Origin of the sequence: Streptomyces lavendulae subsp. lavendulae (genome assembly GCF_002803845.1) — a bacterium.
Lineage (GTDB): Bacteria > Actinomycetota > Actinomycetes > Streptomycetales > Streptomycetaceae > Streptomyces > Streptomyces lavendulae.
Genome location: NZ_CP024985.1, coordinates 8,528,562 through 8,551,505, shown reverse-complemented (window position 1 = coordinate 8,551,505; position 22,944 = coordinate 8,528,562). Strand labels below are relative to the sequence as shown.

Below are 22,944 nucleotides of genomic sequence, written 5' to 3'. Positions count from 1 at the left end.
ATGACCAACAGCACCGCCCACGCCACCCTCCCCGATGTCGTCAGGCTGCTCCCCGGCGCAGACCCCGAACGGCTCCAGCAGGAGCTGTTCTCCCTCGGCGCCCGGTTCAGCCCGCAAGCCACCTTCGACGCCGGCACGATCATCGAGGACGAGTACAAGGGATGGCGGGTGCTCTCGCTGCGCGGCCCCGACGGCGACCCCGCCCGGACCGACGCAGGTGGCCCCGGCCTCGCCGACTATGCCGACACCCCGTTCATGGCGAGGGTCCCCTACACGGCGTCCGTGCTGTCCGGTCTCGGCCTGACACTGCGCGCTGTTCGGTACATGTCCCTCGAACCGGGGGCCTCGGTCGGGGAGCACACCGACTATCCCTACGGCCTGCCCGTTGGCTGGGCCCGGCTGCACATGCCCATCACGACCAACGACGAAGCCGTGCTCGTCGTCAACGGAGCCGAGCAGCGCTGGCAGCCCGGTGAGCTGTGGTACGCGAACTTCGGACGACCCCACCACCTCTACAACAACGGCGACCGGCCGCGGGTCCACCTCGTCATCGACTGCTTCTGCGACCCCGCGCTCCTGGAACTCTTCCCCGCCGAGCAGCATGCGCTCCTGGACATCTCGGAAGTGATGCACCGGGCAGCGGCCGTACCGGCCGCCCCTGAGGACCTGGCGCGCCTCACCGGTCCGCTGTCCGTTCCGGCCGCCTTCCTCCTTCCGTACGCCGACCCGCCGAGCAGCGCCGAATGGGCCGACCCGAGCCGACCCGACGCGGTCGGCGAACTCGTCATCCGGGAAGGAAAGCTGGTCCTGGTCGCCGAGGGCGAGCCGGACGCCGTCCTGGAACACATCGGGGGAGACGAGTTTCGCTACCAGTGCTGGAGCGAGGAGCGGACCGTGGCGTTCGCCTTCCGTGACGGAGTCCGGCATGCCGAGTTCCGGTACCGCCACGGCAGCTACCGCACCCAGGTCACCCGTGCCACAGTCCCCGCATGATCCGGCGGCCGATCAAGGCCCTCCAGGTCCCTCAAGGCCTGTGAGGACCACCACGACCCAGAGCACCACATCCTCACGCCTCCCGCACACCGCGCAGTCTGGAGAAGCACCGCCATGCCCGAACGGCAGGACACCTCGATACTCAACCTCGGCGTCGACCGGTACGTGCTGCGTGCCTGTCAGCGGCACGCCGCGGAGACCGTCGCCCTGTGCGCCCCCGAGCCCTGGGACTTCGGCCCGACGGTCCCGGAGGAAGGGGTCCGGATCCTGAGGGCGGACGACACGGGCAACGCCGAATCCGTCCTCGGTACCCTCTACCGGGCAGGACTCGGCGAGCACCGCTTCAGCGCCGTGCACTCCGGCGAGGAATTCGGCCTCGTCACCGCCGGCCTGATCGCGCGGCAGCTCGGTTGCTCCGGCATCGATCCGGTGGTCGCCCTCCACTTCCGGGACAAGGCCCTGCAGAAGTCCCGGGTCCGGGAGGCCGGTCTGTCCACTGCGGCCACCATCGTCATCGACGACATCCACGACGTCGGCCACCTCGCCGACACGCCGTTCGCGCGTTCCGTGCTCAAGCCCCTTTCCTACGGCGGCACCGGCTACACGGCCACCGTCTCCGACCATGCGGGCCTGGAGGAGCTCAGCCGCGAGTTCCGGTCCGGGCAGCTGGACCGGCGTACCTTCCTCCTGGAGGAGTACATGGAGGGAGAGGAATGGATCGCCGACGGCGTGGTGTTCGACGGCGAAGTGCTCTTCTTCGCTTTGGGCAAGTACGGCGAACCCTGCCTCGACGCGATGCGCGGACAGCGGCCGCTGTGGGTGCGCGCCATGGACCCGCAGGCCGAGAGCTGGGCGTACGACCTGGCGGGTCCGATGGTGCGGGGCGCTGTGGAGGCACTCGGCATGACCTCGGGCGTGTTCCACATGGAGCTGTTCCACGACGCGGCCAAGGGGACGTTGAGCTTCGGTGAGTGCGCGGCCCGACGCGGCGGTGGCCTCACCGAGGAGCAGGTGCTGTACAAGTTCAACGTCGACCTGGCCGAATGCGGCGTGTTGTGCGCCCTCGGCAAGCGGCCGGAACTCGACGTCAAGGTACGGCCGGGGGCCATCGGCCACACCCACGTGGTTGGCCGCCCCGGCACCATCCTCGGCTATCCGTCGGTCGAAGAGCTCGAGGAGCTGCCGGGTGTCGAGTACGCCCGGTACGAGCACCCGATCGGCAGCTCGCTGCCGGAATCGTTCCAGTTCCATGGGCAGAGCCTCGGCCTGATGCTGGTGAGCGGGAACGACGACATGGAACTCGCGGACCGAATTGAGGAGTTGCGCCGATACGTGGACGAACGACTGGTGGTGGCCACGCCCAGAATGACGTTCCGCGAACACCGCCGCTGGTACGAGAGCCAGTGGCCGCACCACGCCGTCCTGGGCGGTGGGGTCTACGCCCCGCCGCAGCGGTAGCAGGCGGCCCGGCCCTGTCGGTTCGTGCCCGGGCCGGGGGCCGTCCCCGCGGTCAGGGCACGAGGCGTATCGCGCGAACGCGCTGTTCGACGCCCACCGTGAGGACCCGGAGTTCGGCTACCGCTTCCTGGCCGATGAGGCCCGCAGCACCGGGGCCGCCATGGCGGACCGGACCGCGTGGCGGATCTGCCGGGACAACCACTGGTGGAGCGTGTTCGGGAAGAAGCGCGGCCGGACCAAGAAGGCCGGCCCGCCGGTGCATGACGATCTCGTGCGTCGTGACTTCACCGCGGCCGGCCCGAACCGGTTGTGGCTCGCTGACATCACCGAACACGCCACCGGTGGCTGCGTAGGTGAGACCAGGGTTCTGGCACAGATCTTGGGGAGCGATCACGGATCGCGACGATGCAAGAAGTGCCGATGTCAGCGGGCCCACGTAGCTTTCGGTTGACTGCCCGGCCGGGTGGCGAGGAGGGAGTGAGACATGGAGTGGGTCAGGGACGCGCGGTTGGCAGCCGGGCCTGAGGCCACCTGGTACTTGGAGGCGGCTTTCACGCCCGGTGCTCACCTTGGGACGGTGTACGACGATCCGATGACGCCGGTAGTCGTGACGGGCATCGAGGAGCTGACGACGATCCGCGTACCGAGCGGCCGGCTTGTCGTCGATGCGCCATGGCACGACGACCAGGTCTGGGAGTACCAGAGGGGGCTGCCGACCAGGCCCCCGCGGGAGCTGGCGGTGCGCATTCCCCCGGGCGTCTACCGGGTAGAGATCGCGTGGACGGCAGGCCCGTACGAGTTCATGGGCGAGCACGTCGACGGTGTTGAGTGTGCCGCGACGCGCCTGTGCATCAGCGACGACCCTGTCGTCGGATGGGAGATGGGCCTGAGTGTCGAGGACGACATCGCCCGGCTGAAGCCGGGCGAGGAGCCCCGCTTCTTCTCCGATGCTAATGTCGGCTGCTTCGCCGATGCAGGCGCGTGGACGACCTTGTCCGCACCGTTTCGCACGTTCATAGACGGGGTCCCTGCCCCGCGCGATTCTGAGCAGCTGGCCGACGGGTACGAACGGGTACGCGATGAGTCGCAGCAAGCCGATCTGGTCACGTTCGGGGCCGAGTCGGGCGGCGTCGTCTGGTTGGGCCGCACGAAGACCGGCGACGTGGCGGCGATCGTCGTCACCAGCGGCATGCCCGATGCCAAAGCATGACATCGCTGCCGCCTCTCCCTGTCCTGCAAGTCGCGCAGCCGGACGTGGCTGCCCGCTTTCACTGGGAGGAATAGCCTGAGGAAAGGTATCGGGAGTCGCACCTCGAATAGCCACTGCGAGGCGCTACCGCAGCAGGATCATCTTCCGGAGCAGGTGGAAGCCAGCTCGGCCGTAGAGCTGTCTCTTGATCTTCTTGATGCGGTTCACGGCTCCCTCGACGCTGCCCGAGCTCCAGTCCAGGGTGAGGCCGGCGATCACGGCGTCGAGGTCTCGCCGCAGGTGGAGCGCGAAGCCAGTGAGCCCGGGCAGCCGGCTGGCTTCGACTGCGTCGATCCAGGCAGGGAGCGTGGCGCCGAGGCGGTCGGTGAGCATCTCGCCGAAGTCGCGGACATGTCCGGCAGCCGTGTCCAGTTCCGGACAACGGGTCAAAAGGTCCTTGAGGCCGATGCGGTCCTCCTCACTCAGCGTGGCGGGGTGGCGGGTGAGCCAGCCGGTCACCTGCCGTACGGTCGCTGGCCGTGGCGGTGCGGCGGACGGGTCCCTGCGCAAGGTGGCGATGTGGGCTCGGACCATGCCGTAGGTGACGGGAGCCTGCTCGGCGACCAGTTCGCCGTGGAGTTGGGTGACGCTGGTGCATCCCTCGGTGAATCGTCGTTCGAGGTAGGGCTTGTAGGGATCGAGTCTGCTGGGCCGGGGTCGGTTCTCGCGGATGGTGTCCTGCCAGCGTGAGGCGTTCGCGTACCGGAGGACGGTGTTGAGGCCCCAGCCCAGATGCCGGGCGATCGCCCGGCGCGAGTGCCCCTGGGCGAGCATCTCGTCGACCAGGGCGTGTGCGGCCTTCTTTCGCGCGGCCCGCCGGCCGACGGGCTCCGCGTCGTCTTGCGATCCCCCTGAAGTCGGTCGGGTGGCCTCCGTCAGCGTGCCGCTGGGCGCCGGCGTGCGCAGACAGTCGCGGTGGGCAGCGACGCAGGTCTCCACGGCGCGGCCGAGGCCCTGCCACAGATGGAACCGGTCGGCGACCTGCAAAGCGTCGGGTGCACCGCGCCGCGCGCCCTCGGCGTAGGCACCCGCCCGGTCCCGGCAGATGATCTCCACGCCGGGATGGCAGTCCAGCCAAGCTGCCAGCGGCCCGGCTTCACGGGTCGGGAGCACGTCGACCACGCGATGGTCTTCGACGCTGGTCAAGACGGTGGAGTAGGTCTGGCCGCGACGGATCGCAAAGTCGTCCACGCCCAGCACGCGTGGAGTACTGAATCGCGGATCGGGCAACGCCATGACCCTGCGTAACAAGGTCATCCGTCCCGCACCGAAGCCGAGCTGGGCCGCCAGTCGAGCGCCGGCTCGTCCCGCCAAGGCGAGCCCCACCCGCTCCAGGGCGCGGTTCAGCCGCGTGGTGAACCGCGGGTACGGCGCGGCCAGCCGGGAGAACGGCTCGGCGAACGTTCGGCGCGGACAGTCCGCCGACCCGCAGATGAATCGCCGGACCATCAGCCGGATCACAAAGCCCTGCTCAGCGAGCGGAAGGTCCTTCAGCCTGCGCTGGTAACGGTCGTGGACCCGGTCCGCGAAGCGGCCGCAGTCCGGACACGCCGCCCCCGCCATGCGGCCTCTTGCTACCACCTCGACCGTGCCGAACGCGACCGTAACCGCCTCGACCCCCACATCGTCGATCCCGTCGAACACCAGCGAATCCCAGAACGGTGCATCGGTCTGCATGACCAGCACCATCACTGTTCACAGCCAGCCAGAGCAGCCAGCGGAATGCACCTGAGGGAGCGTCACTTCCGGCCTTCAGACGCCAAGGCGTGCGCCGTCTCGCACGAGTCAGTCACTCGCAATCGAACACCGAGGTCACGCTCCGCGATGGTTCCCCAAGATCGGTGTCAGAACCCGGTTCTCGTGAACAGAACCACCGGGCCATCGGGCTCAGGACCACTCCGACCGAAACCGCCTTCTCGACTACGTTCCGTGGTGCTCGTAGGCGCGCGGGAGATCGACTTTTAATGTGTCACGCTCCGCCCGCGAAACCGGGCTGAGGGCCCCTCCAGGCTCCGAGAAACGGACATACGGGGACGGATTCCAGGCAGCGTGACACTTTCCTGAGGGAGCGTGACAGCAGGTGTCACACTCACGGTCCGTCAGCGTGACACGGTCGGGCACAGCCGCGGCTGGTTGTTCAGGAGAGGCCCGCGTCAGTTGTCCCGACCCGGGCAGTTTGGTCCCCGTCTCAAGCGATCTGGTCCGATTCGCTTGGCGTCTCAGATGATCTGGTCTGGGCCAGCGGCGCCTGTCTGCCCCCGAGGCAGAGCCTGGTCCTCAGCGACGCTGCGGACTGGCATCAAGCTCTGCAACGGTGGGCTTCTGGCCCGGTTGTTCCGCCACTTCGCCAGGGCTGACCAGGACAGCTACTGGGGATCGGCCCAGGCGATACTTTCACCCATGATTGTCAGATGCTTGGAGATCATCCATCCCGACGGCGATTACCCCGTCGCAGAGTTTGATGGGATCCGGGTGGGCGGTGTCTACCCGGTTCTGGAGATGGTCACAGACGACGACCACTGCTACATCCGTGTGCTCGGCCCCGACTCACCCGACCCCGGACTGGAATGGGACCCCGTCTCCTTCGAGACAGTGGACACCCGGATACCGCCCGGCTGGACCCTCGCCATCGCCGGCGGCCGCACCCGCCTCGCGGATGCCCGCTGGCAGCGTCCCGGCTTCTGGACCGACTACTACCGCGGCGACCCGCAGGCCCGGGCCGACTACGACCACGTGAAGAGCGAACTCCTCGCAGCCGCCCCACCGCGCGAGAACTGACCCCCGCGCCCGGGTGCTCTCTCCCGTATCCAAACCATCAGGTCAGCAGCCCGACGGTCAGCGCGAAGAAGCCGGGAGAGCTCTCCAATCGCGGGGGGCCCAGGCCTGCCAGCGACGGACCAGATCAACTTAGAACCCGTTGTTGTTCCGAACTTGATGGCTGCGTTTTCGCTGGTGGGAGTGGGTGCTGTTCAGCCGAGGCAGGGATGAGGCGTCCTGTTTCTCGTTGAGCGTGCGGGGTGGCTGATGGTGTCGGTGCTGGGTCTTCTGGAGGCGAAGGAGTCGGCTGCGCGGGAGGTCATCGAGCGGCTGCGTGATGAGGCCGATCGGATCCTGGCTGAGCTCGTGGAGGCGGAAGGCAGTCTGGAGCGGCTGGTCATCGCGCGGGAGACGGTGGCAGAGGTTCTCAACGGCCCGGCCGTTGCGGCCAAGGAGGCTGCGGTGAAGGACGTGGATGAGGCCCCGGCTGGGGTGATGGTGGTGCCGCGTCGTCGTGAGGGCCTCTCGGTTCGTGTGCTGCCGGAGGAGTATCAGCGGGTCATGGCCGTGGTGGGGGCCAGGGACGGAGTGCGGGCCAGGGACCTGACCGTCGCCCTGGGGCGGGAGGCGGTGCCCGCGAAGATCGAGTGTGTGCGGTCGATGGCCAAGCGGCTGGTCGCGCGTGGGTGGGCGGTGGAGGAGACACCCGGCGTGTTCACCCCCGCAGCCGGGTCACGTGGGCCTGCCGCTGCCGGGTGACCCGGTCGCCGTGCGAGGCGGCGTCCCATGACCATGGTCATGGACCACATCACCATCGCCTCGTGGGTGGCGGGCAGGCGTTCGTAGTCCCGGACCAAGCGGCGGCGGTGCATCAGCCAGGCCAGTGTCCGCTCGACGACCCAACGGCGGGGCAGGACCACGAATCCCTTCTGGTCATCGCTTCGTTTGACGATCGTGAGCGCCAGGCCGAGAACGTCCCTGGCCCAGTCGACGAGCCAGCCTGCATAGCCTCCGTCGGCCCACGCGAGTGTGATCTTGCGGCGGAGTTCGCGGAGCCGGTTCAAGACCGGCACGGCCGCATCACGGTCCTGGACGGACGCCGGGGTGACGTGGACGACCAGGAGAAGGCCTGCAGTGTCCACCGCCAGGTGGCGCTTGCGGCCGCCGGCTTTCTTGCCTTTGTCCCAGCCGCGTGATCCGGCGGCGCCGGTGTCGGCCGCCCGCAGGGACTGCGAGTCCACGATCGCGGCCGTCGGCTCCGCTCTTCGTCCCTCCGTTTCCCGCACCCGGGCTCGGAGCCGGTGGTGGAACTCGGCGATCAGGCCCTGGAGGCGCCAGCGGCGGAAGAACGCATAGACACGGTCCCAGGCGGGGAAGTCGGCCGGGACCGCCCGCCACTTGACGCCGTTGTCGAGGAGGTAGCGGACTGCGTCGAGCATGACGCGGTGGCAGTAGCCTTCCGGCTGCCCCGCCCCGGCCCTCCAGCCAGGCCGGCACCGGCAGCAGCGGACGGACGGCCGCCCATTCCGCATCGGTCATGTCCGACGGATACCTGCGTGCTCGCTCGCCGTGATCGGCGGCATTGCCGTACGTGTGCGCGATGCAGTCACACGATGGGGCAGCGGGGTTGGACGCAGCGAGCTCGGACACGCAAAGCTGTGACAACAGGGTCTCCTGGAACTGCCCGAATAGGGTCGCACCCCCGAGCTGACCAAGAGGCCCTGTCTTCATGCCCGGACCACCGAAACATCACCCGACCCAGAACCCCGTTCGAACCCAAACGCTCCCACGATCGATAGAACAACGGGTTCTGATCCGGCCTGCTCGGCAAGGGCATGAGATCCCGGGCTCGCGGTAGTGGACTTTCGGCGGTGCCGCGGGGCGGCGGAGTTCCGTAGGGTCGTGTCCGTGAGAACGATGATCATCTCCCGGGTGCCGGCACCGGTACTGTCCGCAGGCCTCTTCATCGGCGCGATGGCGGCCGTTGGCACCGGTGTCGCCACCCTGTGGTGGGGCATACCTGCGGCGGTCTGCGCCTTCCTCGCGGGCTGGCAGCCGGGGCGGAACCGGAGCACGGGGGCTGCCTTGGTCGGAGTGCTCGCGGCCGCCGTGGTGGCTGTGCTCCTGGTGCCGGCGTGGCTGGGGTGGGCGAGCCAGTTCGTGGGGTTGCTGCTCGTGGCTGCGATGCTGCCGTGGTTCGCGGGCCGGTTCCTGCGCCAGTACCGCGAACTGGTCCGGGCCGGATGGGAGCGGGCCGCGCGGCTGGAGCGGGAACAGCATCTGGTCGCCGAACAGGCCCGGTTGCGCGAGCGGACCCGGATCGCGCAGGACATGCATGACCTCCTCGGCCACGACCTCAGCCTCATCGCCCTGTCCGCGGGGGCACTGAAGCTGGCCCCTGGTCTGTCCGAGGACCACCGGGCCACCGCCCGGGACATCCGCGCCAGGGCAGGAGCCGCCGTCGACCGGCTCGGCCAGGTGATCGGTGTCCTGCGCGAGCCGTCGGATCCGGCTCCGGGGTCCGAGCCCGGCGCCGGAATCACCGAACTCAAAGGCCTGGTGGACCGGGCGGCCGCGGCGGGGCTCGACGTCCGGTTGCGTGTGGAGGGCGAAGCGGCGGCCGGCGACGCGCTGCCGGTCATCGAGCGGGCCGTGCAGCGCGTCGTCCAGGAGGCGCTGACGAACGTTGCCAAGCACGCGCCCGGGCACCAGGCGACCGTCGTCGTCCGGCACGCGGAAGGACGGACCGAGGTCAGTGTGACGAACGAGCCGGTGCCCAGCGCGTCTGCGGCCCACCATGGCCGTGCCGCCCGTACCGCACCAGAGCCCCGCGCCTCGGCACCTGGCGACGGCCACCACTTCGGGCTCATCGGCCTGGACGAACGCGTACGACTGGCCGGTGGCACCTTCACATCGGGTCCCGAGGGCGACGGGTTCGCCGTCCGGGCCACGCTCCCGCACCGTCCCGGGTCCGTGCCCCCGCCACGTGGCGCCGAGCCCGGCGATCCAGGTGCCGTACTACCTCCTGAGCACCGCAGTGCCCGTCGCCGGCTGGGCCGTACCGCCGCTGCGGCCGTCCTGGTGCCGCTGTGCACCTCCGCGTTGCTCATCGGCGGGGTGCGGGTGTGGGACACCATGACGGCACGGCAGGCGGTACTCGCCCCGCAGGACTACGCCCGGCTGCACGTCGGTCAGCCACGCGCGGACATGGCGCGGTATCTGCCCGAGCGCCAGACCACGCGCCGCCCGGCCGCGCCCACGCCCGCACCGCAGGATGCGGCCTGCGAGTTCTACGTACAGACCGCCGACCCGTTCGACGACCGCTCGGGGGACATCTACCGTCTCTGCTTCCGGGCCGGACGCCTGGTCTCCACCGACAACTACACCGGGAAGGACGTCCGATGATCCGGATCCTGATCGCCGACGACGAGCCCATGATCCGCGCGGGTGTCCGCGCAGTCCTTGGCACCGATCCCGGCGTCACCGTCGTCGCCGAGGCGGCCGATGGCCACCAGGCGGTGGAACTCGTGCAGCGCCACCGCCCGCAGGTGGCCGTTCTCGACATCCGGATGCCCGGAACCGGCGGCATCGAGGCCGCCGCCGAGATACGAAGGACCGTCCCCGAAACGGGGGTTGTGATGCTGACGACCTTTGGCGAGGACGAGTACATCCTGCGCGCCCTGAGTGAAGGCGCCACCGGCTTCCTGATCAAGTCCGGTGAGCCGGAGGAACTGATCGCCGGTGTCCGGGCAGTTGCCGACGGTGCCGCCTATCTGTCACCGAAGGTCACGGCCCGCGTCGTCGCGCATCTCGCCTCTGGCGGTGTGGGAGCCCAAGCCAACCGCCGTTCCGCGGCCCGCGCCCGCGTCGAGGCCCTGACCGGGCGGGAGCGGGAGGTGCTCGGCTTCCTCGGCAGCGGGTTCTCCAACGGGCAGATCGCGCGCCGCCTGCGCCTGGCGGAGGGGACGGTGAAGGCCCACGTCAGCTCGATCCTCGCCCGCCTCGGCGTCGACAACCGGGCCGCGGCGGCGGTGGTCGCGCACGAGGCCGGCGTGGTCCCGGTGCCGTCCGACCGGCTGCCGTAGGTGGACGGCTGACACCGCCCGCAGGGCAATCGGCCGTACGAGGAGCCACACCGTCATCACGGCCGTCGCGCCGAGCGCCGCGCCCGCCAGGACGTCGTGCGGATAGTGCACCCCGACCAGCACCCGCAACAGAGCGGCCGCCCCGGCCACCGGCAAGGCCAGAGCCGCCAGCCGTGGCCGTATCAGGACCACACCGACGGCCAGCGCGACGGCGAGGGTGGCGTGGTTGCTGGGGAACGACCAGTCGCCTGGCGCGGGACACTGCGCAAGGGCCGCGACCCCTGGCAGGGCCCGGCACGGACGTTCCTCGTCGACGAGGAGTTTGAGCGCCTCACTGACGGCATAGGCGACGACGGTCCCGGCGGCGGCCACGGCCACCCCGGCCAGCACCGCCGCATCCCTGCGGCGCAGGGCGCGCCAGCCGACCCAGGCCAACAGCAGGCCCAGGAACAGCAAAGTGCCCTCACTCGCCCCTTCCAGGACGGTCTCAGCCCACGACGGCCCGTCCGCCACGCTCCCAGTCAGCGCCCGGTAGGCCCGCACCGAGAAACCCGCAGTGCCGTGCGCCGGCTCGTTCGTCCCCAGCACACCGCCGGGCGCCAGCCTGACCACGGCCGCTGCCCCTACCCCGGCCGACGCGACCGCCATCAATAGCCGTCGGCCCCATCCATATCGCTTGATCGAATCCATGCTGCCGACGGTAGGAACACTGCAGGCGGGGCGCCCTGGCCGAATGGCAGCCCGGTACCCCGACGATCGTCAGGGTTGACCGGTACAGGCTGAAGGGACGGGACTAGCCTCGGAGACCCATAGGCCCTCACGAGGACGTGATCGCCATGCGGCAGCGGCTGCCATGGGCGGTGGTTCGGCTGAGTAGCTCGCCTCCTCGCCCGTCGGAGGCGAGCCGTGTAGATGTCGGCAAGCTGCTGGCTGGAAACGCTGCCGTTCCATACGACGAACGCGCCTCCGTCGAGAGGCGCCGCTCTGGCGGGTTCGCAGGCCCTGCTCTGGCCTCCCAACATCCCGGCGAGTTCTGCCCGGTCCAACGGTCAAGACCACAAACGATCTCAAGGTGACAAGAACGACGCACCTTCGGTGACAGCAATCCTGCTCACGCCGCCTTGGAGGGCGGGGCAGTTGTCGGGTGACAAGTTCCGTGCTCAGGCACACCCTCCGGCCGACGCCTCGCCACTCCACGAAGTCGGGGTCGGTGAGGTCCACGTCGTCGGCGTTCTCCAGCCCGGCGGCCGCGAAGAAGACCCGGATGTCGGCCGGTCGGTGCGCGACCCCGATGGCGACGCCGTCGTAGCGCACCCGGCGCCAGCCCTGCTCGTCGGGCGGGTAGACGATCAGCTTCGCGGACATGCGCCCAGCCTGTTCCCGTCGCACCCCACCGGCACCCGGCCGCGCGCGAACGGGTGAGGTAGCAGAGCCTGGCCCCCTGCGGACAGCCCGCACCGGTGTCCTCGGCCCCGGAGTACGTTCGGATGTACGGGGTGCGGCCCTGGCCGCCGGGGCCGCGACCTGAGCCGGTTCCCCCGTGCGGGTGGACCCGGGGCCGCCGGCGAACCGGTCCGGTCCCACCGCCGTCGCAGGGCTCATGAAACCGAACGAGCAGCACATCGCGGAGCCCGGCCTGGTGGTCCTGAACATCACCGGCGGGGACGAGGACACCGTCCGGGCCGTCATGGCCGCGCTGGAAGAGCGCTGGGCCACATCAGGCGTCGGCCCGGTGCGCCGGGATCCCGGCGAGCCCGGCGTCCGGGCCCGGATCTACGCCGACGTCCTGCGCCCGGGACGGGAAGCCCCATAGCCACAGCCCCTGGGCAAGCCTCCTCGCGGGGGCTTGCCCAGGGTCGCCTGGGGCTTGCCCAGGTACTCAGGCTTGCCCGGCCGCCGGAGCCCACAGGGGGTGTCCGCGGCCGGTGCCGTGGCAGTGGGAGCACAGTCCGCGGCCGGGCGTGCTGTGCGCGTCGATGGTGGTGACGGCGTCGCGCAGGAGCTGGGTGAGGCCGTGGACGTGGGCTGGGTGCAGCGTGAGTTCGTCACGGGTGCCCACCACGATCTCCAGCGTCTCCCCGGGAAGCGCACGGCGCTCGTCCGTTTCCAGGGCGGCAGGGATCAGATTCGCTACCAGGTTGTACAGGTCGGCCATGGTCTCTCCGCCGGCCAGCTCCACCCGAACCCTCCAGAGGAGGTCCGACCGTGTGAGAGACAGCAGCACGTCCGGCGTCAGATGGGGAAGGATGCGGTCGGGCGGTTCGGGGTGGGATGCGTGAAGGCGGGTGAGGGCGTGCCACATGTCGTCCGGATCGTGGCGCTGGAGTCCGTCCATGTCCTCTTGCAGCGTGTTTCGTGTCATGGCTCCGGTCTACGGCCAGCGAGGGACGTCAGCCGGCTTCTAGCCGCCGCGTCCCGGGCGGTGGCGCCACGACCTCGGGAGCCGTCCCGTCACGTGGTCCGGACGCTGGGCAAGCCCTCCGTGGCGAGGGCTTGCCCAGCGGAAGCCGTGACCGATCGGCGGCCCGGGCGTGACCGCAACTCCAACCCGAGGCGGTGACCGCTCATCGGTCACCGTCATCAGCCGGGGCCTCACCGGAAGCCCTGGGATGCCCGTGACCGAATCCGGCTAGCGGGCCGAGGTGGGCAAGCCGGTGCTCGGGGGTGGATTGCCCAGGCTCCCCTTGGGCTTGCCCGGCGCCGGTCAGCGGCCGACGGCTTCGGGGTAGCGGGCGCGGCGCTCGTGCGGGTCGTCGACGCCGATCTCGTACCAGAGCTCGCCGCGCTGGAGCCGGGGCAGGGTGTTGGCCCACACCGCGATGGTGATGCCCTGCACGGCGGCGGTGAGCGCTTGGAGGCAGTTGTCGAGGAGGTGTTCGGCCTTGCCTGCCAGGACGACGTGCAGCCGGGGGAAGGTGGTGGAGCGGGTGTAGCGGTGGCGCTGCCAGAACGGTCGACCGGCGACGAGGGGCACCCGCAAACAGTAGACCTGTTGCTGGACCGTGGGGTGGACATCAACGCGGTGATGAAGCACAAGACCGCCCTGGACTGGGCGGTCGGGTTCGGGCAGGAAGAGATGGTGCACCGCCTGCTCGGCCGCAGTGCCATCCCCTCGGCCGCGACCCTGGCCGCCGCGCGTGAGTATCTCGTACGTCATCCGGAGTGTCGGCGGAAGACCGAACGCATCGCCGTCGCCCTCCTTGCTGTAGATGTCGTGCCGGGCACGGACCAGGAGCCCGGGACGGGCGCCGGGAATCTGGCGTAGCGATCGCCCAGGGGGCACCAACCCGGCCCAACTTCGCTGTCACAGAACCACCGGTCGTCCGACTTCAGTGGCAAACGAGCCAGCTTCGATGGCACGGGACAACCCCGTCATAGGTCAGCCGCGACCTCACCGGGAAGCCAGGAGTGGGCCGTGACCGACTCCGCCGGCCGACCGAGGTGGGCAAGCCGGTGGTCGGGGGCGGTTGCCCAGACTCCCCTTGGGCTTGCCCAGCGTGCGTTGTGGTCAGCTGCGACGGCGGAAGAAGCCGCGGTCGGGCCTGCCGGGCTCCCGAACCTCCTCCGGGGTCCACTTTGGTTGCGATTGGGCGTCTGCTGGGTTGTCACCCACTCCTGCTGGAATCATGGACATGACTAATCATTCTCCGGGGGGCACGTGCAATGAGCGGTTTAGAGGACCTCGCGTCCGGGGCGGTTGATCTGATGGCCGCTGCTTCCACGGCTGCTGCGACGGGCATGGGCAGCACGGCTGCGACTGCGGTCGCGGACATCGTCCGAAGCCGGCTCAGAGGAGCCGGGCATGACGCGACTGTGGCGCAGTTCGACGCGGCTCCTCAGGAGCCCGGGTCCCAGACCGCCCTCCGCTGCGCTCTCATGGCTATCCTCACGGCTGATCAGGCCTTGATCGTGCAGCTCACCGATGCCCTTTCGGCAGCGGCCGAGGCAACCGACACGGTTCCCCCGCCACCGGTGTACGTCGCCTCCGGTGGAGGAGTCACCGTGCAGGGGACGGGCAACAGGCTTCGGGGCGACTTCGCCGGCCGGGACCAGATCATCCACAACATCCGCCACGGCGACGCCAGGACCCTCGTGGTCCTGGCCGTGGTCGCCATCGTTCTCGCCTTCGCCGTGTACGGCGGCGTCCAGGCCGTCGGAGGCCTGAATTCCGGTGGGGCGAGCGGACAACCCGGAATCGGTGCGTCTCCCAGGGGTGCGACCGACCGGCAGGGCGGGACCGGCACATCGCCATCGGCTCCGAAGAACACCGTGCTGTGGACGGTCCCCAAGAGGCCGTGGCCCTTCTCCCCGCCCGTGGTCAGTGGCGGCAGGGTCTACTACCTCGTCTCCAACGAACCTGCTGGCATCGAACTCATGGTCGTCGACGCCTCAACAGGCGCGGTGGTGCCCGAGTTCACCGCGAGACTCGACCCCAACTCCCTACCCGGGCCCCTGACGGTCGCCGACGGGCGCTTCTACCTCGTCGACGACAACGGCGTTCTGTACGCCGGCGACGACAAGCGGATTCTGTGGAGATACTCCACAGGCGCCAAGATCCTGAGCCCCCCGAAGCCGACGGTCGCCGACGGCACGGTCTACTTCGGTGGAAGTGGAGTGAGCCACGAACTGCACGCAGTGGACGCCACCGCCGGAACGGAACGCTGGACGTTCACCGCGAAGTCACGCATCTCCACGGCGCCGGCCGTCAGCGGCGGAGTGGTCTATGCCGGAACCGACGACGGTGACCTCTACGCGCTGGACGCCGTGACCGGAAAGCCTCTGTGGACGTTCCCAGGAGGCGAAGGCTTCTTTCACGGCGCTCCCGTCGTAGCCGAGGACACGGTCTACATCGCTGGGGACAAGGGGACCATGTTCGCGGTGGACAAGACACGTGGCACGAAGGTCTGGACGTTCCACGCTGAGGGCGACGCAGAAGGTCTCTCAAGGTATCCCTTGATCTTCGGCAACACGGTCTACTTCGGTGGCGACAACAAAGTGTTCTATGCCCTCGCCGCGGACACCGGGACCAAACGCTGGTCGGTGACGACCGGCGGATCCCTTGCCCGGTCACCCGTCCTCGCTGACGGCATCGTCTACTTCGGCATGTGGTTCGGCAAGCTGTACGCCTTCGACGCGGTCACCGGCAAGGAAGTCTGGTCCCACACAACCGAGGGCGAGTTGCCGCAGGACCCCGCGATCGGCGAGGGCACCATCATCATCGCCACACGGAATGAGAACAAAACCGAGGGACACCTGTACGCCCTGCGCCGCTGAAACTGCGGAACCGGCAGACCCTGCGCCGCAGTCGCCTCTCGTGGTCGACGGTCGCGATACGTCCGGCCGGGAACGGATCAGGTCCACGGTGCGCTTGTCCGCGTCCGAGGGCAGCGCCCGGCCCCACCCGGCACAGCTTGTGCACCAGGTCGAACATCGTGCGGTCCAGTCGATGGACGATGCCCCCGGCATCGTCACCACAGCCAGGCGTTCGAGTGCCGCATCCGGGACAGGGCGCGGGCGTCGCGGCGGCCGGCGGCGCTGCCGATGCGGTTCTGTCGGGGCCGGGGCCGGCGCGCCTGGGCACCGTAGAACCGTCGGACACCGGCCGCCTTGAGCCGCTTGCGCTGCTTGGCCAGCTCCTCCTTCTTCGCCTTGATGGACTTCGGTTTCCGGGGCCGCTTCCAGATCGGCTGCCAGGCTGGCGGCGGCGCGTACGCCTCGGCGCGCTTCTGGGCGGCCTCCTTCAGCCGGGCAGCGACGGCTTCGATCCTCGGGTCCGCAGGCGGCGTGGTGGTCATGCGACTCCTCCGGTGGGTGGTGTCCGGCCCGGCGCGGGCTGGACAGGCTGCTGGGGGCGCGGCGGCGGGGCCGTCGCCGGGGCGGGCTGTGGTGCAGGGCGGCGGGCGGCGGCTCGCTCCCGGATCCCGGCCTGGAGCCGGGCGGTCATCTCGGCGGCGGCCTCCAGCGTCCGGCTGGTCTGCTCCACCGCGACGAGGTCCGTCATCGGCTCCAGGTCCCGGCTATCCCTTCGCCCCGGGCGCAAGCTCGGGCGAGGGCTCGGAGTGGTCGGCACGGTGACGGTGCGCGGCCGGGGCCGGGAATTCAGGCGGTCCGCGCGGCGTAGCGCGTGGACGCGGGCGGTCAGCGCCCCGGCGGCGAGACGGGCCCGCTCGTACGGGGCGGCGGACCGCTTGCGGGTCAGCGCGCGGAGCACGGCCTGGTCCTCGGTGTCGTGCGGGTACAGGGCGCGCAGGTCAGCGGTCAGCATCCGCCGGCTGGCCGGGCGGGTGTAGCCGTCGATGGCCGCCTGGACTATCTCCTCGTCCAGGCCGGACCGGTGAGGTCGGCCTCGCAAGACGTAGGCCAGGTGACGGCGGGCTTCGGCGAGGAGGTGGTGGTGCTTGAAGGCGCCGCGCATCACGTACACCACGGCGGCGACGTTGACCGCCGCCAGCGCGACGTCGACGACCGGGCGCACCCGCGCCCATATCGCCGCGGCCGCTGCTCGGGCGCGCTCCGCCAGCCCGGCGACGACGTCGGCTCCGTACGCCCGGCTCGCCGACTCCCGCCAGGCGGCGCGCAGCTGAGAGAGCGAGCGCAGTTCCTTGCGCTTGGGTGAGCGGGTCTGGTCGGCGGCCTGGCAGGCCAGCGCGTAGGCGGCTGCTCCCCCGGCGCATGCCCCTGCTGCTCCTCGTACTCGGCCGTGAGGAATGGCAGCGCGTCCTCGATCTGCTGGCGGCGGGTCGACTGCCAGCCGATGAGCCGCTGGTCGATCCCGACGATCTCCATGACCGGGCGGCGGTCGGGCGTCACCTCGCGCGGCTCCCACGCCCACCCGAGCCGGGCGGACACCTCCTCCATGAAGTACAGGGTGTAGAGGGTGTCGGCTTGTGCACGCTCGGTCATTGACCGGGTAGCTGTACGGTCCGCGGATGTTGAGACAAGGGGCCTGGTCAGTCCACTACAGCTCGCGGGATCTGCCGCAGCCTGAGCCGCAGCCCTGGCACCTGCAGCTTTCCCCGGATGACTGGGAGTTGCGGCTCGATGACCTGGGCATTCCTGACGGCACGCCGTACCTGTTGTCGCCGTGTTTCGTCTACGACACGGATCTGAACTCGTACTTCCATCAGGTGAATCTGATGGAGGGCCCGCTCTTGCCGGTCTACCTAGCCAGATAACCCGCACGCAGTCGTTGACATCTACTCTGCGCACCGCAGACGGCACCTCCGCGCTTCCACTGACACCCACGCTGCGCCTACCAGCAGAGCCACATGTTGCGACGCCATCAGTGCAGATGGGGACCTGTTTCCCGCCCCACTGTCGGGCGACACGAGAAGGTCAGTGGTCGGCGACATGGCGTGTGTCAGTGCTGTGCCGCTTCTGGATCTTCGTGCTGTCGCGAATGTGGTGCCGACCGTCCCCGCATGGCCCCTGCGGTGAGGGCGGGGCCGTATCCGCGCCCACGGCTGACAACCACGCTGGTAGTTACGCGATTACGAGCCAGGAGCCCGCTCATGCCTACGCCGTAGCCACGGAATCCGAATGCGTCGGCCCCACAGCAGTGGCTCTCCACCCGGCCGAGCGAGAACGCCACCGCGTCCTGGAGTTCCGCAAAACCACAACGTGGCGCTGTTCCCTACGAGGTGCCAGCGGAGGTTGAGAGCCACTACGGACTGCACGAAGACCAACCCGGAGTCAGATGGTCGGAGCTGCACCACTGGGCCTCCCATACCTGGCGCCAGGACGGTGACCGGGTACGACTGCCACGGCCAACGGCGCAGCCTGTAGCGCATGCGTACTGCGTTGAACACCCAGCACGCCCCGAACAGCAGCGCGCTGAGGCTCACGACCCAGAGACCGGCAATGACGGAGCCAACCCATTTCGCGCCCGCTTCGTCAGCGGTGATCCCGATCCACGGGCTAACGACGGTCCCGACCGCACCACCGCCCAGCCAAAGCCACGCAAAGCACCAGTACCGCTTAAAGCTCGTCCGCGTCTCCTCGTGCTTCCAGGCAACCGTCTCCATGCGGACTCCCCGGTCCCCCGAACTCGATGCCCTGTGCCGTCTGCTGCCCATTCCGTCCCCGGTCAGTGTGGCCCCGCCGCGGATCACTCGTACCACCTCAACGCAAACCGCGCAGGCGAACGATTCTGGTGACCATCGTCAAACTACACCGCGACGCGGGACATGATTTCTGGCAGGTGCATACAAGGTTGGCCAGAGGCTTCGTGAACACCCCGGCCATAGGGAAGGCAGGCTCTGCGTGATGAGGAAACAGGCGCGGACCGAGTGGTGGGAGCAGTTGCCGGTGGGGATCCGGGAAGAGATCGGCGGGTACGTCCTTTAGGACGCCATGTTCGCGACGGTCAGGCTCGTGGTCGACGTCGGCCTGGCCCGGGAGCGCCCGACGGGTACACCGCCGCCCCGCGGCTCGACATCCTCCGGCCCGACCAGGCCGGCGCCGTCACCGGCCGGACGAAGCCGCACGCATCCGTCCGCGGCCCGATCCAGCCCCTCGAAGCAGAGGTTCTCCTGCGGGTCTGGATCGGCGGCGGAATCGCCCCCGGCGACGCCGCCCAGCGGCAGGCCCTCGAAGACCTCGCCACCGCCGATATGGTCACGCGCGGCGACATCATCGACGTCCTGCCCGATCACGTCGCGTACAGCCTCCGGATGCTCTCCGAGCCGTCACCGACTACTGACGCACCTCATGTCGCCGACCACTGACATCTCGTGTCGTCTCTCGCTGACGTTCTGACGTCGTCCGACACACCCGACACCCGCCAATCTGGAGGTACCCTCATGGACCACAAGATCACAAATAGAAGTACTCCCGGTATCTCCGATACGTGATCATGGTTCGCTCGGCGGACGAACTACAGCAAAAGGGGGCGGGCCGGGGTGGGGTACGCGACGCCGATCCGCGCGCCTGAGCAGGTCGAGTACCGGCTCGCCGAGAACTGCGGCTGCGACCAGAGCGTCGATTCCCAGGTCGAGTACCGACTCGCCGCCGCGAACGACCTGCGTTGGATCGGCAGCTGGCGGCCGCGGCCTGGCCGGAGTCGGCGTCCTGGTCATCGACGAGGCCGCAATGGTCGACGACCCGTCTACCCGGCCACCGTCGTCAAGACCCTCGCCGACTACCGTGCCGCCCTGCCCGCGTTCCGGGAGCGCCTGGAGAAGGCCGACACCGAGCGGTGCGCGTACCTGACCCAGCAGGCCGAAGCCCAGCGCGGCAAGCAGGCCAAGGCCATGCAGAAGGCCAGCGGACTGCGCGAGGAAGCCGTCACGCGGTCCGGCCTCACCGACGCGCAGAAGGCCACCGAGATCAAGCAGCGCACCGACGCTGCCCGACAAGCCCGCGCCACCCAGGCCCAGGCCGCCGAGGCCGCCCGCCAGGCCCAGCGGTACGAGGACACGAACCGTGCCTACCACCCGCCGACACCCGACCAGGGACGCGGCAGCCGTTTCGGGCTCCGAACAGTCATCGCCACGGATGGAGGCCGGGAAGACAAAGAAGAGGTGCCGGGAGTCATGTCCCAGCACCTCGCAATATCGGAAAGAACCGCGATCGACCGTCACCTGCGCTGGCGCCACCGGAGTCGGAGGGACAGCAGGCAGATGCACCCGAGGCTCAGGCTGATCCCCGCACCCATCGCGATGCGCGTGAGAACGGACATGGGCATGTCGATCATCGCGGTGACGCCCGCTCCGACACCCGCCGTCAAGAGCAGGATGACCGCCACCTTGAACCCGTCAAAGCGGATCAGTGCGGCGATGGCCTTCATCGCTCGGACCGTCACGGGAGGGCGCTCAGTGAAGATCTGGTCGGCAAGGCGGGAGCCTTTCACGGCCAGGGACAGTGCGAAGGTGACGGCCTCCGCATACCTACGGAAACGCGACGCCCAGGTCGGCGTAGGCCCCTCCATGATCTTCTCCACGTCCGGACACCAGTCCTCGGTGTAGGACCGTTCCCAATCCTCGCGCTGCATGAAGAGTCGGGCTCCGTAGAGGATGAGCACCGGAAGGCGGCCGGCCTTCCGATAGGTTTTCGCCCTGATCCACTTAAAGACAATCCCGGCCACGAGGAGGGCGACGCCGACCACGACGGCGGCAACCCAGGCGGGCCGGTCCACGCCGAGGAGCGTGTCACTCATCTTCTCGACCATGGTCATCTGCGTGTGGGCCATGGAGGCGGAGGTGGGGGCCACCTCGGCATGGAACGGCACCATGTGTGTCTCCTTAGATGATCAGCCGGTTGCGCCGGCTGTGTATCCGGGGATCGGCGGGATCGCCGACGCCTTGCGCCGCTGGTCGGCACCGCGGAGAGCTGCCTCATGGCGCAGCTCCGTCATCGCGATCTGGGCTCCCCGGATCCCCTCCGGGGTGATCTTGAAGCTGCGGCGGCGGCTCCTTCCTGCCTTCTGCGGGTCGATCGGTTCCGGCGCCGCGGTCAACCACCCCGCACGCTCGAACCTGTAGATCACCGGGTACGTAGTCCCGGAGCTCAGGCCCGTGATCTTCATCAGTTCCAGGCCGTACCGCGGCCGCTCGGGGTCTTGGAGGAAGGCGTCGAGGATGGAGCATGCCTGGCTCGTGATCACAAAGCGGCTGCTTTCACCCTTAGGCGCCACGGATGCGACACCGACCGCGGGGGCCGTGCGGTGACGCTGCTTCTGGCTGGTCGTTTTAGTCATGTACGGGTCCTTTCGAATGGCTTAAGGTCGCTTGCGGTATCTATTGCGGGATACCCGGAAATCGACCTCTGTTTCGAAGTGTGCGCCGTGCATGCCTGTGGCGGAAGAGGAGGCTGAGGATGAGATTCCGGAACGGTAGGCGTTGACATCGCGGGTTTGGGCCTCTGGCATCGTCACCGACACACTCGGCCTTCTCCTCGCAGTGTTGGTCACCGCGGCGAGTGTGCAGGACTCCGTTGCCGGCACCTCACTGCTCGACCAGGTCGCCGCCGAACACCCCCGGATCCGCAAGGTGTGGGTCGACGGCGGTTACCGCCAGCACCTCGTTGAGCATGCCGCCAGACTCGGCATCGACATGGAGATCACCGCCCGCAAGCCCGGGACCAGGGGATTCAGCCCCATACCCAAACGGTGGGCGGTCGAGCGGACCTACGGCTGGCTCATGCTCCACCGCCGCCTGGCCCGCGACTACGAAACCCTGCCCACCCGCTCCGAAGCCGTCATCCACATTGCCATGACCGACCTCATGGCCCGCCGGCTCACCGGCGAGAACACCATCTCCTGGCGCGACCCGAAGAAGACCACAGAACACCCGATTCCGGGATGAAATATCGGGTGAAAACGACCTCTTAGCGCAAGGCGCGCCGCGAGTACGAGAACCGCGTCACCGAACGAGGGCGGCGGCGACCCTGGCCCGCAGGGGCAAGGAGTCGTCATTGAGGACCCGGCGGAGCATTGCGAGTTGGGGGTGCCGTCGAAGGGCTGGCAGCGTGCACGGTAGACCGCGGGCACGGCGCTACCGCGCAGCATGTAGCCCTGGACGCGTCATACGCTCACGCGCGGTCGATCGCTGTTCGGCTGTGCACCTTGAACTCCGCACGGGCCGACCTCCTGGGCCGCTGGGTGGCAGCTTCAGTGACAGAAGACATTGGCCAGCCGTCCGTCGATAGGAGCATTGCCTCGGGAAACGGCACTCTCTGCGAGAACGCAAAGCTGTGCGGGGGTGAGTCCCACCAGGTCGCGGAAGTCACGGTTCATGTGCGCCTGGTCGTAGTAGCCACACAGAGTCGCCCGGTCAGCCAGTGATCGGCAGGCTTCGGGCGGCAAGGTGAGCGCCCGTTGAAATCGCAGGATCCGGCTGACGGATTGCGGTGGCAGTCCGATCTGCTCGCGGAAGAGCACCTGCAGCCGCCGGCTGCCGCGGCCCGTGGTGGCAGCCAGATCTTTGGCCGAGAGCTGCCCGTGACAGGCGCGCAGCTGGCTCCATGCCTCGGCAACGACTGGCGAGGGCGGCGGAGCGTCCACCATCCGCCGCGCAAGGGCGTTCTCGATGACAGCCCAGCGCCCTTCCCAGTCCGGCGTCGCAATGAGCTGCTCAGTGAGCCTGGCTGACCAGCCGGTACCCAACACTTCATCCGGGTGTACGTGGTCGTTGGCCAGGTGGTGCAGCGGCAACCCCAGGCACATGTACGCGCCGAGCGGAGTGAATTCCACCTCAACCGCCTCCGCTACCCCCGGGTAGCCACCCTTCACGGACGAGGTCCGCAGACCGGCGAGCATCGCATGCCACGTCGCACGCGACTCCGGAGCGCTCCGGGCCTCGTGGAACAACTGCAGGGGATCTCCCCAGCCCAGGATCAACGTCACGGTGGCCGAGGGAAGAGTGAGCCTGACCGGTCCCCGCCCTGCAGTGCGATGACCTCTGT

Annotated in this window: 20 protein-coding genes and 3 pseudogenes; 10 read left to right on the top strand and 13 right to left on the bottom strand. The window is 69.0% G+C overall.

Going from position 1 to position 22,944, the window contains the following annotated elements:
- The gene (locus tag SLAV_RS38805) at positions 1 to 993 is read left to right on the top strand and encodes an aspartyl/asparaginyl beta-hydroxylase domain-containing protein (protein ID WP_051841444.1); all 993 of its coding nucleotides are present in this window, start codon (positions 1 to 3) and stop codon (positions 991 to 993) included.
- Positions 994 to 1,107: 114 nt separating this feature from the next.
- Positions 1,108 to 2,451: an ATP-grasp domain-containing protein gene (locus SLAV_RS38800; RefSeq protein ID WP_030240010.1), complete on the top strand. Its 1,344-nt coding sequence runs from the start codon at positions 1,108 to 1,110 to the stop codon at positions 2,449 to 2,451.
- Positions 2,452 to 2,503: 52 nt separating this feature from the next.
- Here SLAV_RS38800 and SLAV_RS41385 read toward each other — a convergent pair whose 3' ends face one another.
- Complete coding sequence (locus SLAV_RS41385; protein ID WP_159038047.1) at positions 2,504 to 2,845, bottom strand: hypothetical protein; 342 nt, start codon at positions 2,843 to 2,845, stop codon at positions 2,504 to 2,506.
- Positions 2,846 to 3,028: 183 nt separating this feature from the next.
- Between SLAV_RS41385 and SLAV_RS38790 the strand changes: the two genes are divergently transcribed.
- Positions 3,029 to 3,661 (top strand): DUF4241 domain-containing protein, encoded by a 633-nt coding sequence (locus tag SLAV_RS38790; RefSeq protein ID WP_158740944.1) that lies wholly within the window; start codon positions 3,029 to 3,031, stop codon positions 3,659 to 3,661.
- Between the two features lie 123 nt (positions 3,662 to 3,784).
- On the opposite strand, the gene SLAV_RS38785 is transcribed toward SLAV_RS38790, so the two are convergent.
- Positions 3,785 to 5,377 (bottom strand): ISL3 family transposase, encoded by a 1,593-nt coding sequence (locus SLAV_RS38785; protein WP_234333896.1) that lies wholly within the window; start codon positions 5,375 to 5,377, stop codon positions 3,785 to 3,787.
- An 822-nt stretch (positions 5,378 to 6,199) separates the two neighbouring features.
- On the opposite strand from SLAV_RS38785, the gene SLAV_RS38780 reads away from it, so the two are divergent.
- A complete protein-coding gene (locus tag SLAV_RS38780) occupies positions 6,200 to 6,478 on the top strand; it encodes a hypothetical protein (RefSeq protein ID WP_158740946.1) in 279 nt (92 codons plus the stop codon).
- Between the two features lie 530 nt (positions 6,479 to 7,008).
- Here the strand turns inward: SLAV_RS38780 and SLAV_RS38770 are convergent.
- On the bottom strand, positions 7,009 to 7,896 hold the full coding sequence (locus SLAV_RS38770) for an IS5 family transposase (RefSeq protein WP_234333898.1): 888 nt from the start codon (positions 7,894 to 7,896) through the stop codon (positions 7,009 to 7,011).
- A 478-nt stretch (positions 7,897 to 8,374) separates the two neighbouring features.
- Between SLAV_RS38770 and SLAV_RS38765 the strand changes: the two genes are divergently transcribed.
- The gene (locus tag SLAV_RS38765; protein WP_051841446.1) at positions 8,375 to 9,862 is read left to right on the top strand and encodes an ATP-binding protein; all 1,488 of its coding nucleotides are present in this window, start codon (positions 8,375 to 8,377) and stop codon (positions 9,860 to 9,862) included.
- Positions 9,859 to 10,542: a response regulator transcription factor gene (locus SLAV_RS42940; RefSeq protein WP_030240022.1), complete on the top strand. Its 684-nt coding sequence runs from the start codon at positions 9,859 to 9,861 to the stop codon at positions 10,540 to 10,542. The genes SLAV_RS38765 and SLAV_RS42940 overlap by 4 nt, the downstream gene beginning before the upstream one ends.
- A gap of 96 nt (positions 10,543 to 10,638) precedes the next feature.
- On the opposite strand, the pseudogene SLAV_RS42935 reads toward SLAV_RS42940, so the two are convergent.
- Positions 10,639 to 11,190: pseudogene (locus SLAV_RS42935) on the bottom strand (phosphatase PAP2 family protein); the annotation flags it as partial.
- 952 nt (positions 11,191 to 12,142) lie between these two features.
- On the opposite strand from SLAV_RS42935, the gene SLAV_RS38745 reads away from it, so the two are divergent.
- Positions 12,143 to 12,355, top strand: a complete 213-nt coding sequence (locus SLAV_RS38745; protein WP_030240024.1) for a DUF6207 family protein — start codon at positions 12,143 to 12,145, stop codon at positions 12,353 to 12,355.
- A gap of 66 nt (positions 12,356 to 12,421) precedes the next feature.
- Here the strand turns inward: SLAV_RS38745 and SLAV_RS38740 are convergent, their stop codons facing one another.
- A complete protein-coding gene (locus SLAV_RS38740; protein ID WP_037688841.1) occupies positions 12,422 to 12,904 on the bottom strand; it encodes a hypothetical protein in 483 nt (160 codons plus the stop codon).
- 342 nt (positions 12,905 to 13,246) lie between these two features.
- Positions 13,247 to 13,516, bottom strand: a complete 270-nt coding sequence (locus SLAV_RS38735; protein WP_234333899.1) for a hypothetical protein — start codon at positions 13,514 to 13,516, stop codon at positions 13,247 to 13,249.
- A 33-nt stretch (positions 13,517 to 13,549) separates the two neighbouring features.
- Between SLAV_RS38735 and SLAV_RS42930 the strand changes: the two genes are divergently transcribed.
- Positions 13,550 to 13,807 carry a hypothetical protein gene (locus SLAV_RS42930; protein WP_234333900.1) on the top strand — a complete coding sequence of 86 codons (258 nt, stop codon included), beginning with the start codon at positions 13,550 to 13,552 and terminating at the stop codon, positions 13,805 to 13,807.
- 611 nt (positions 13,808 to 14,418) lie between these two features.
- Positions 14,419 to 15,816: an outer membrane protein assembly factor BamB family protein gene (locus SLAV_RS38725; RefSeq protein WP_158740948.1), complete on the top strand. Its 1,398-nt coding sequence runs from the start codon at positions 14,419 to 14,421 to the stop codon at positions 15,814 to 15,816.
- Between the two features lie 194 nt (positions 15,817 to 16,010).
- Here the strand turns inward: SLAV_RS38725 and SLAV_RS38720 are convergent, their stop codons facing one another.
- The 6 genes and pseudogenes from SLAV_RS38720 to SLAV_RS40685 form a co-directional block, all read right to left on the bottom strand.
- Positions 16,011 to 16,337: a hypothetical protein gene (locus tag SLAV_RS38720; protein ID WP_030240035.1), complete on the bottom strand. Its 327-nt coding sequence runs from the start codon at positions 16,335 to 16,337 to the stop codon at positions 16,011 to 16,013.
- A pseudogene (locus SLAV_RS38715) lies at positions 16,334 to 17,445 on the bottom strand (relaxase domain-containing protein); the annotation flags it as partial. The gene SLAV_RS38720 and the pseudogene SLAV_RS38715, both read right to left, overlap by 4 nt.
- Positions 17,446 to 18,884: 1,439 nt before the next feature.
- Positions 18,885 to 19,196 (bottom strand): hypothetical protein, encoded by a 312-nt coding sequence (locus SLAV_RS38705; RefSeq protein ID WP_030240039.1) that lies wholly within the window; start codon positions 19,194 to 19,196, stop codon positions 18,885 to 18,887.
- A 198-nt stretch (positions 19,197 to 19,394) separates the two neighbouring features.
- Positions 19,395 to 20,123, bottom strand: a complete 729-nt coding sequence (locus tag SLAV_RS41380; protein WP_158740950.1) for a hypothetical protein — start codon at positions 20,121 to 20,123, stop codon at positions 19,395 to 19,397.
- Positions 20,120 to 20,773 carry a hypothetical protein gene (locus tag SLAV_RS38700; RefSeq protein WP_030240041.1) on the bottom strand — a complete coding sequence of 218 codons (654 nt, stop codon included), beginning with the start codon at positions 20,771 to 20,773 and terminating at the stop codon, positions 20,120 to 20,122. Before SLAV_RS38700 ends, SLAV_RS41380 begins: the two co-directional genes overlap by 4 nt.
- Before the next feature lie 18 nt (positions 20,774 to 20,791).
- Positions 20,792 to 21,238: a PadR family transcriptional regulator gene (locus tag SLAV_RS40685; protein ID WP_106979792.1), complete on the bottom strand. Its 447-nt coding sequence runs from the start codon at positions 21,236 to 21,238 to the stop codon at positions 20,792 to 20,794.
- A 169-nt stretch (positions 21,239 to 21,407) separates the two neighbouring features.
- On the opposite strand from SLAV_RS40685, the pseudogene SLAV_RS38690 reads away from it, so the two are divergent.
- Positions 21,408 to 21,845: pseudogene (locus SLAV_RS38690) on the top strand (IS5/IS1182 family transposase); the annotation flags it as partial.
- Between the two features lie 305 nt (positions 21,846 to 22,150).
- Here SLAV_RS38690 and SLAV_RS38685 read toward each other — a convergent pair.
- Positions 22,151 to 22,885, bottom strand: a complete 735-nt coding sequence (locus SLAV_RS38685) for a helix-turn-helix domain-containing protein (protein ID WP_158740952.1) — start codon at positions 22,883 to 22,885, stop codon at positions 22,151 to 22,153.
- Positions 22,886 to 22,944 lie beyond the last annotated feature (59 nt).

Coding starts and splice junctions, on each gene's coding strand:
- SLAV_RS38740 (WP_037688841.1), bottom strand. CDS start 12,904: ATGACACGAAACACGCTGCAAGAGGACATGGACGGACTCCAGCGCCAC.
- SLAV_RS38770 (WP_234333898.1), bottom strand. CDS start 7,896: ATGCTCGACGCAGTCCGCTACCTCCTCGACAACGGCGTCAAGTGGCGG.
- SLAV_RS38700 (WP_030240041.1), bottom strand. CDS start 20,773: ATGGTGCCGTTCCATGCCGAGGTGGCCCCCACCTCCGCCTCCATGGCC.
- SLAV_RS38805 (WP_051841444.1), top strand. CDS start 1: ATGACCAACAGCACCGCCCACGCCACCCTCCCCGATGTCGTCAGGCTG.
- SLAV_RS40685 (WP_106979792.1), bottom strand. CDS start 21,238: ATGACTAAAACGACCAGCCAGAAGCAGCGTCACCGCACGGCCCCCGCG.
- SLAV_RS38780 (WP_158740946.1), top strand. CDS start 6,200: ATGGTCACAGACGACGACCACTGCTACATCCGTGTGCTCGGCCCCGAC.
- SLAV_RS38725 (WP_158740948.1), top strand. CDS start 14,419: ATGGCTATCCTCACGGCTGATCAGGCCTTGATCGTGCAGCTCACCGAT.
- SLAV_RS42940 (WP_030240022.1), top strand. CDS start 9,859: ATGATCCGGATCCTGATCGCCGACGACGAGCCCATGATCCGCGCGGGT.
- SLAV_RS38745 (WP_030240024.1), top strand. CDS start 12,143: ATGAAACCGAACGAGCAGCACATCGCGGAGCCCGGCCTGGTGGTCCTG.
- SLAV_RS38785 (WP_234333896.1), bottom strand. CDS start 5,377: ATGCAGACCGATGCACCGTTCTGGGATTCGCTGGTGTTCGACGGGATC.
- SLAV_RS38800 (WP_030240010.1), top strand. CDS start 1,108: ATGCCCGAACGGCAGGACACCTCGATACTCAACCTCGGCGTCGACCGG.
- SLAV_RS38765 (WP_051841446.1), top strand. CDS start 8,375: ATGATCATCTCCCGGGTGCCGGCACCGGTACTGTCCGCAGGCCTCTTC.
- SLAV_RS38720 (WP_030240035.1), bottom strand. CDS start 16,337: ATGACCACCACGCCGCCTGCGGACCCGAGGATCGAAGCCGTCGCTGCC.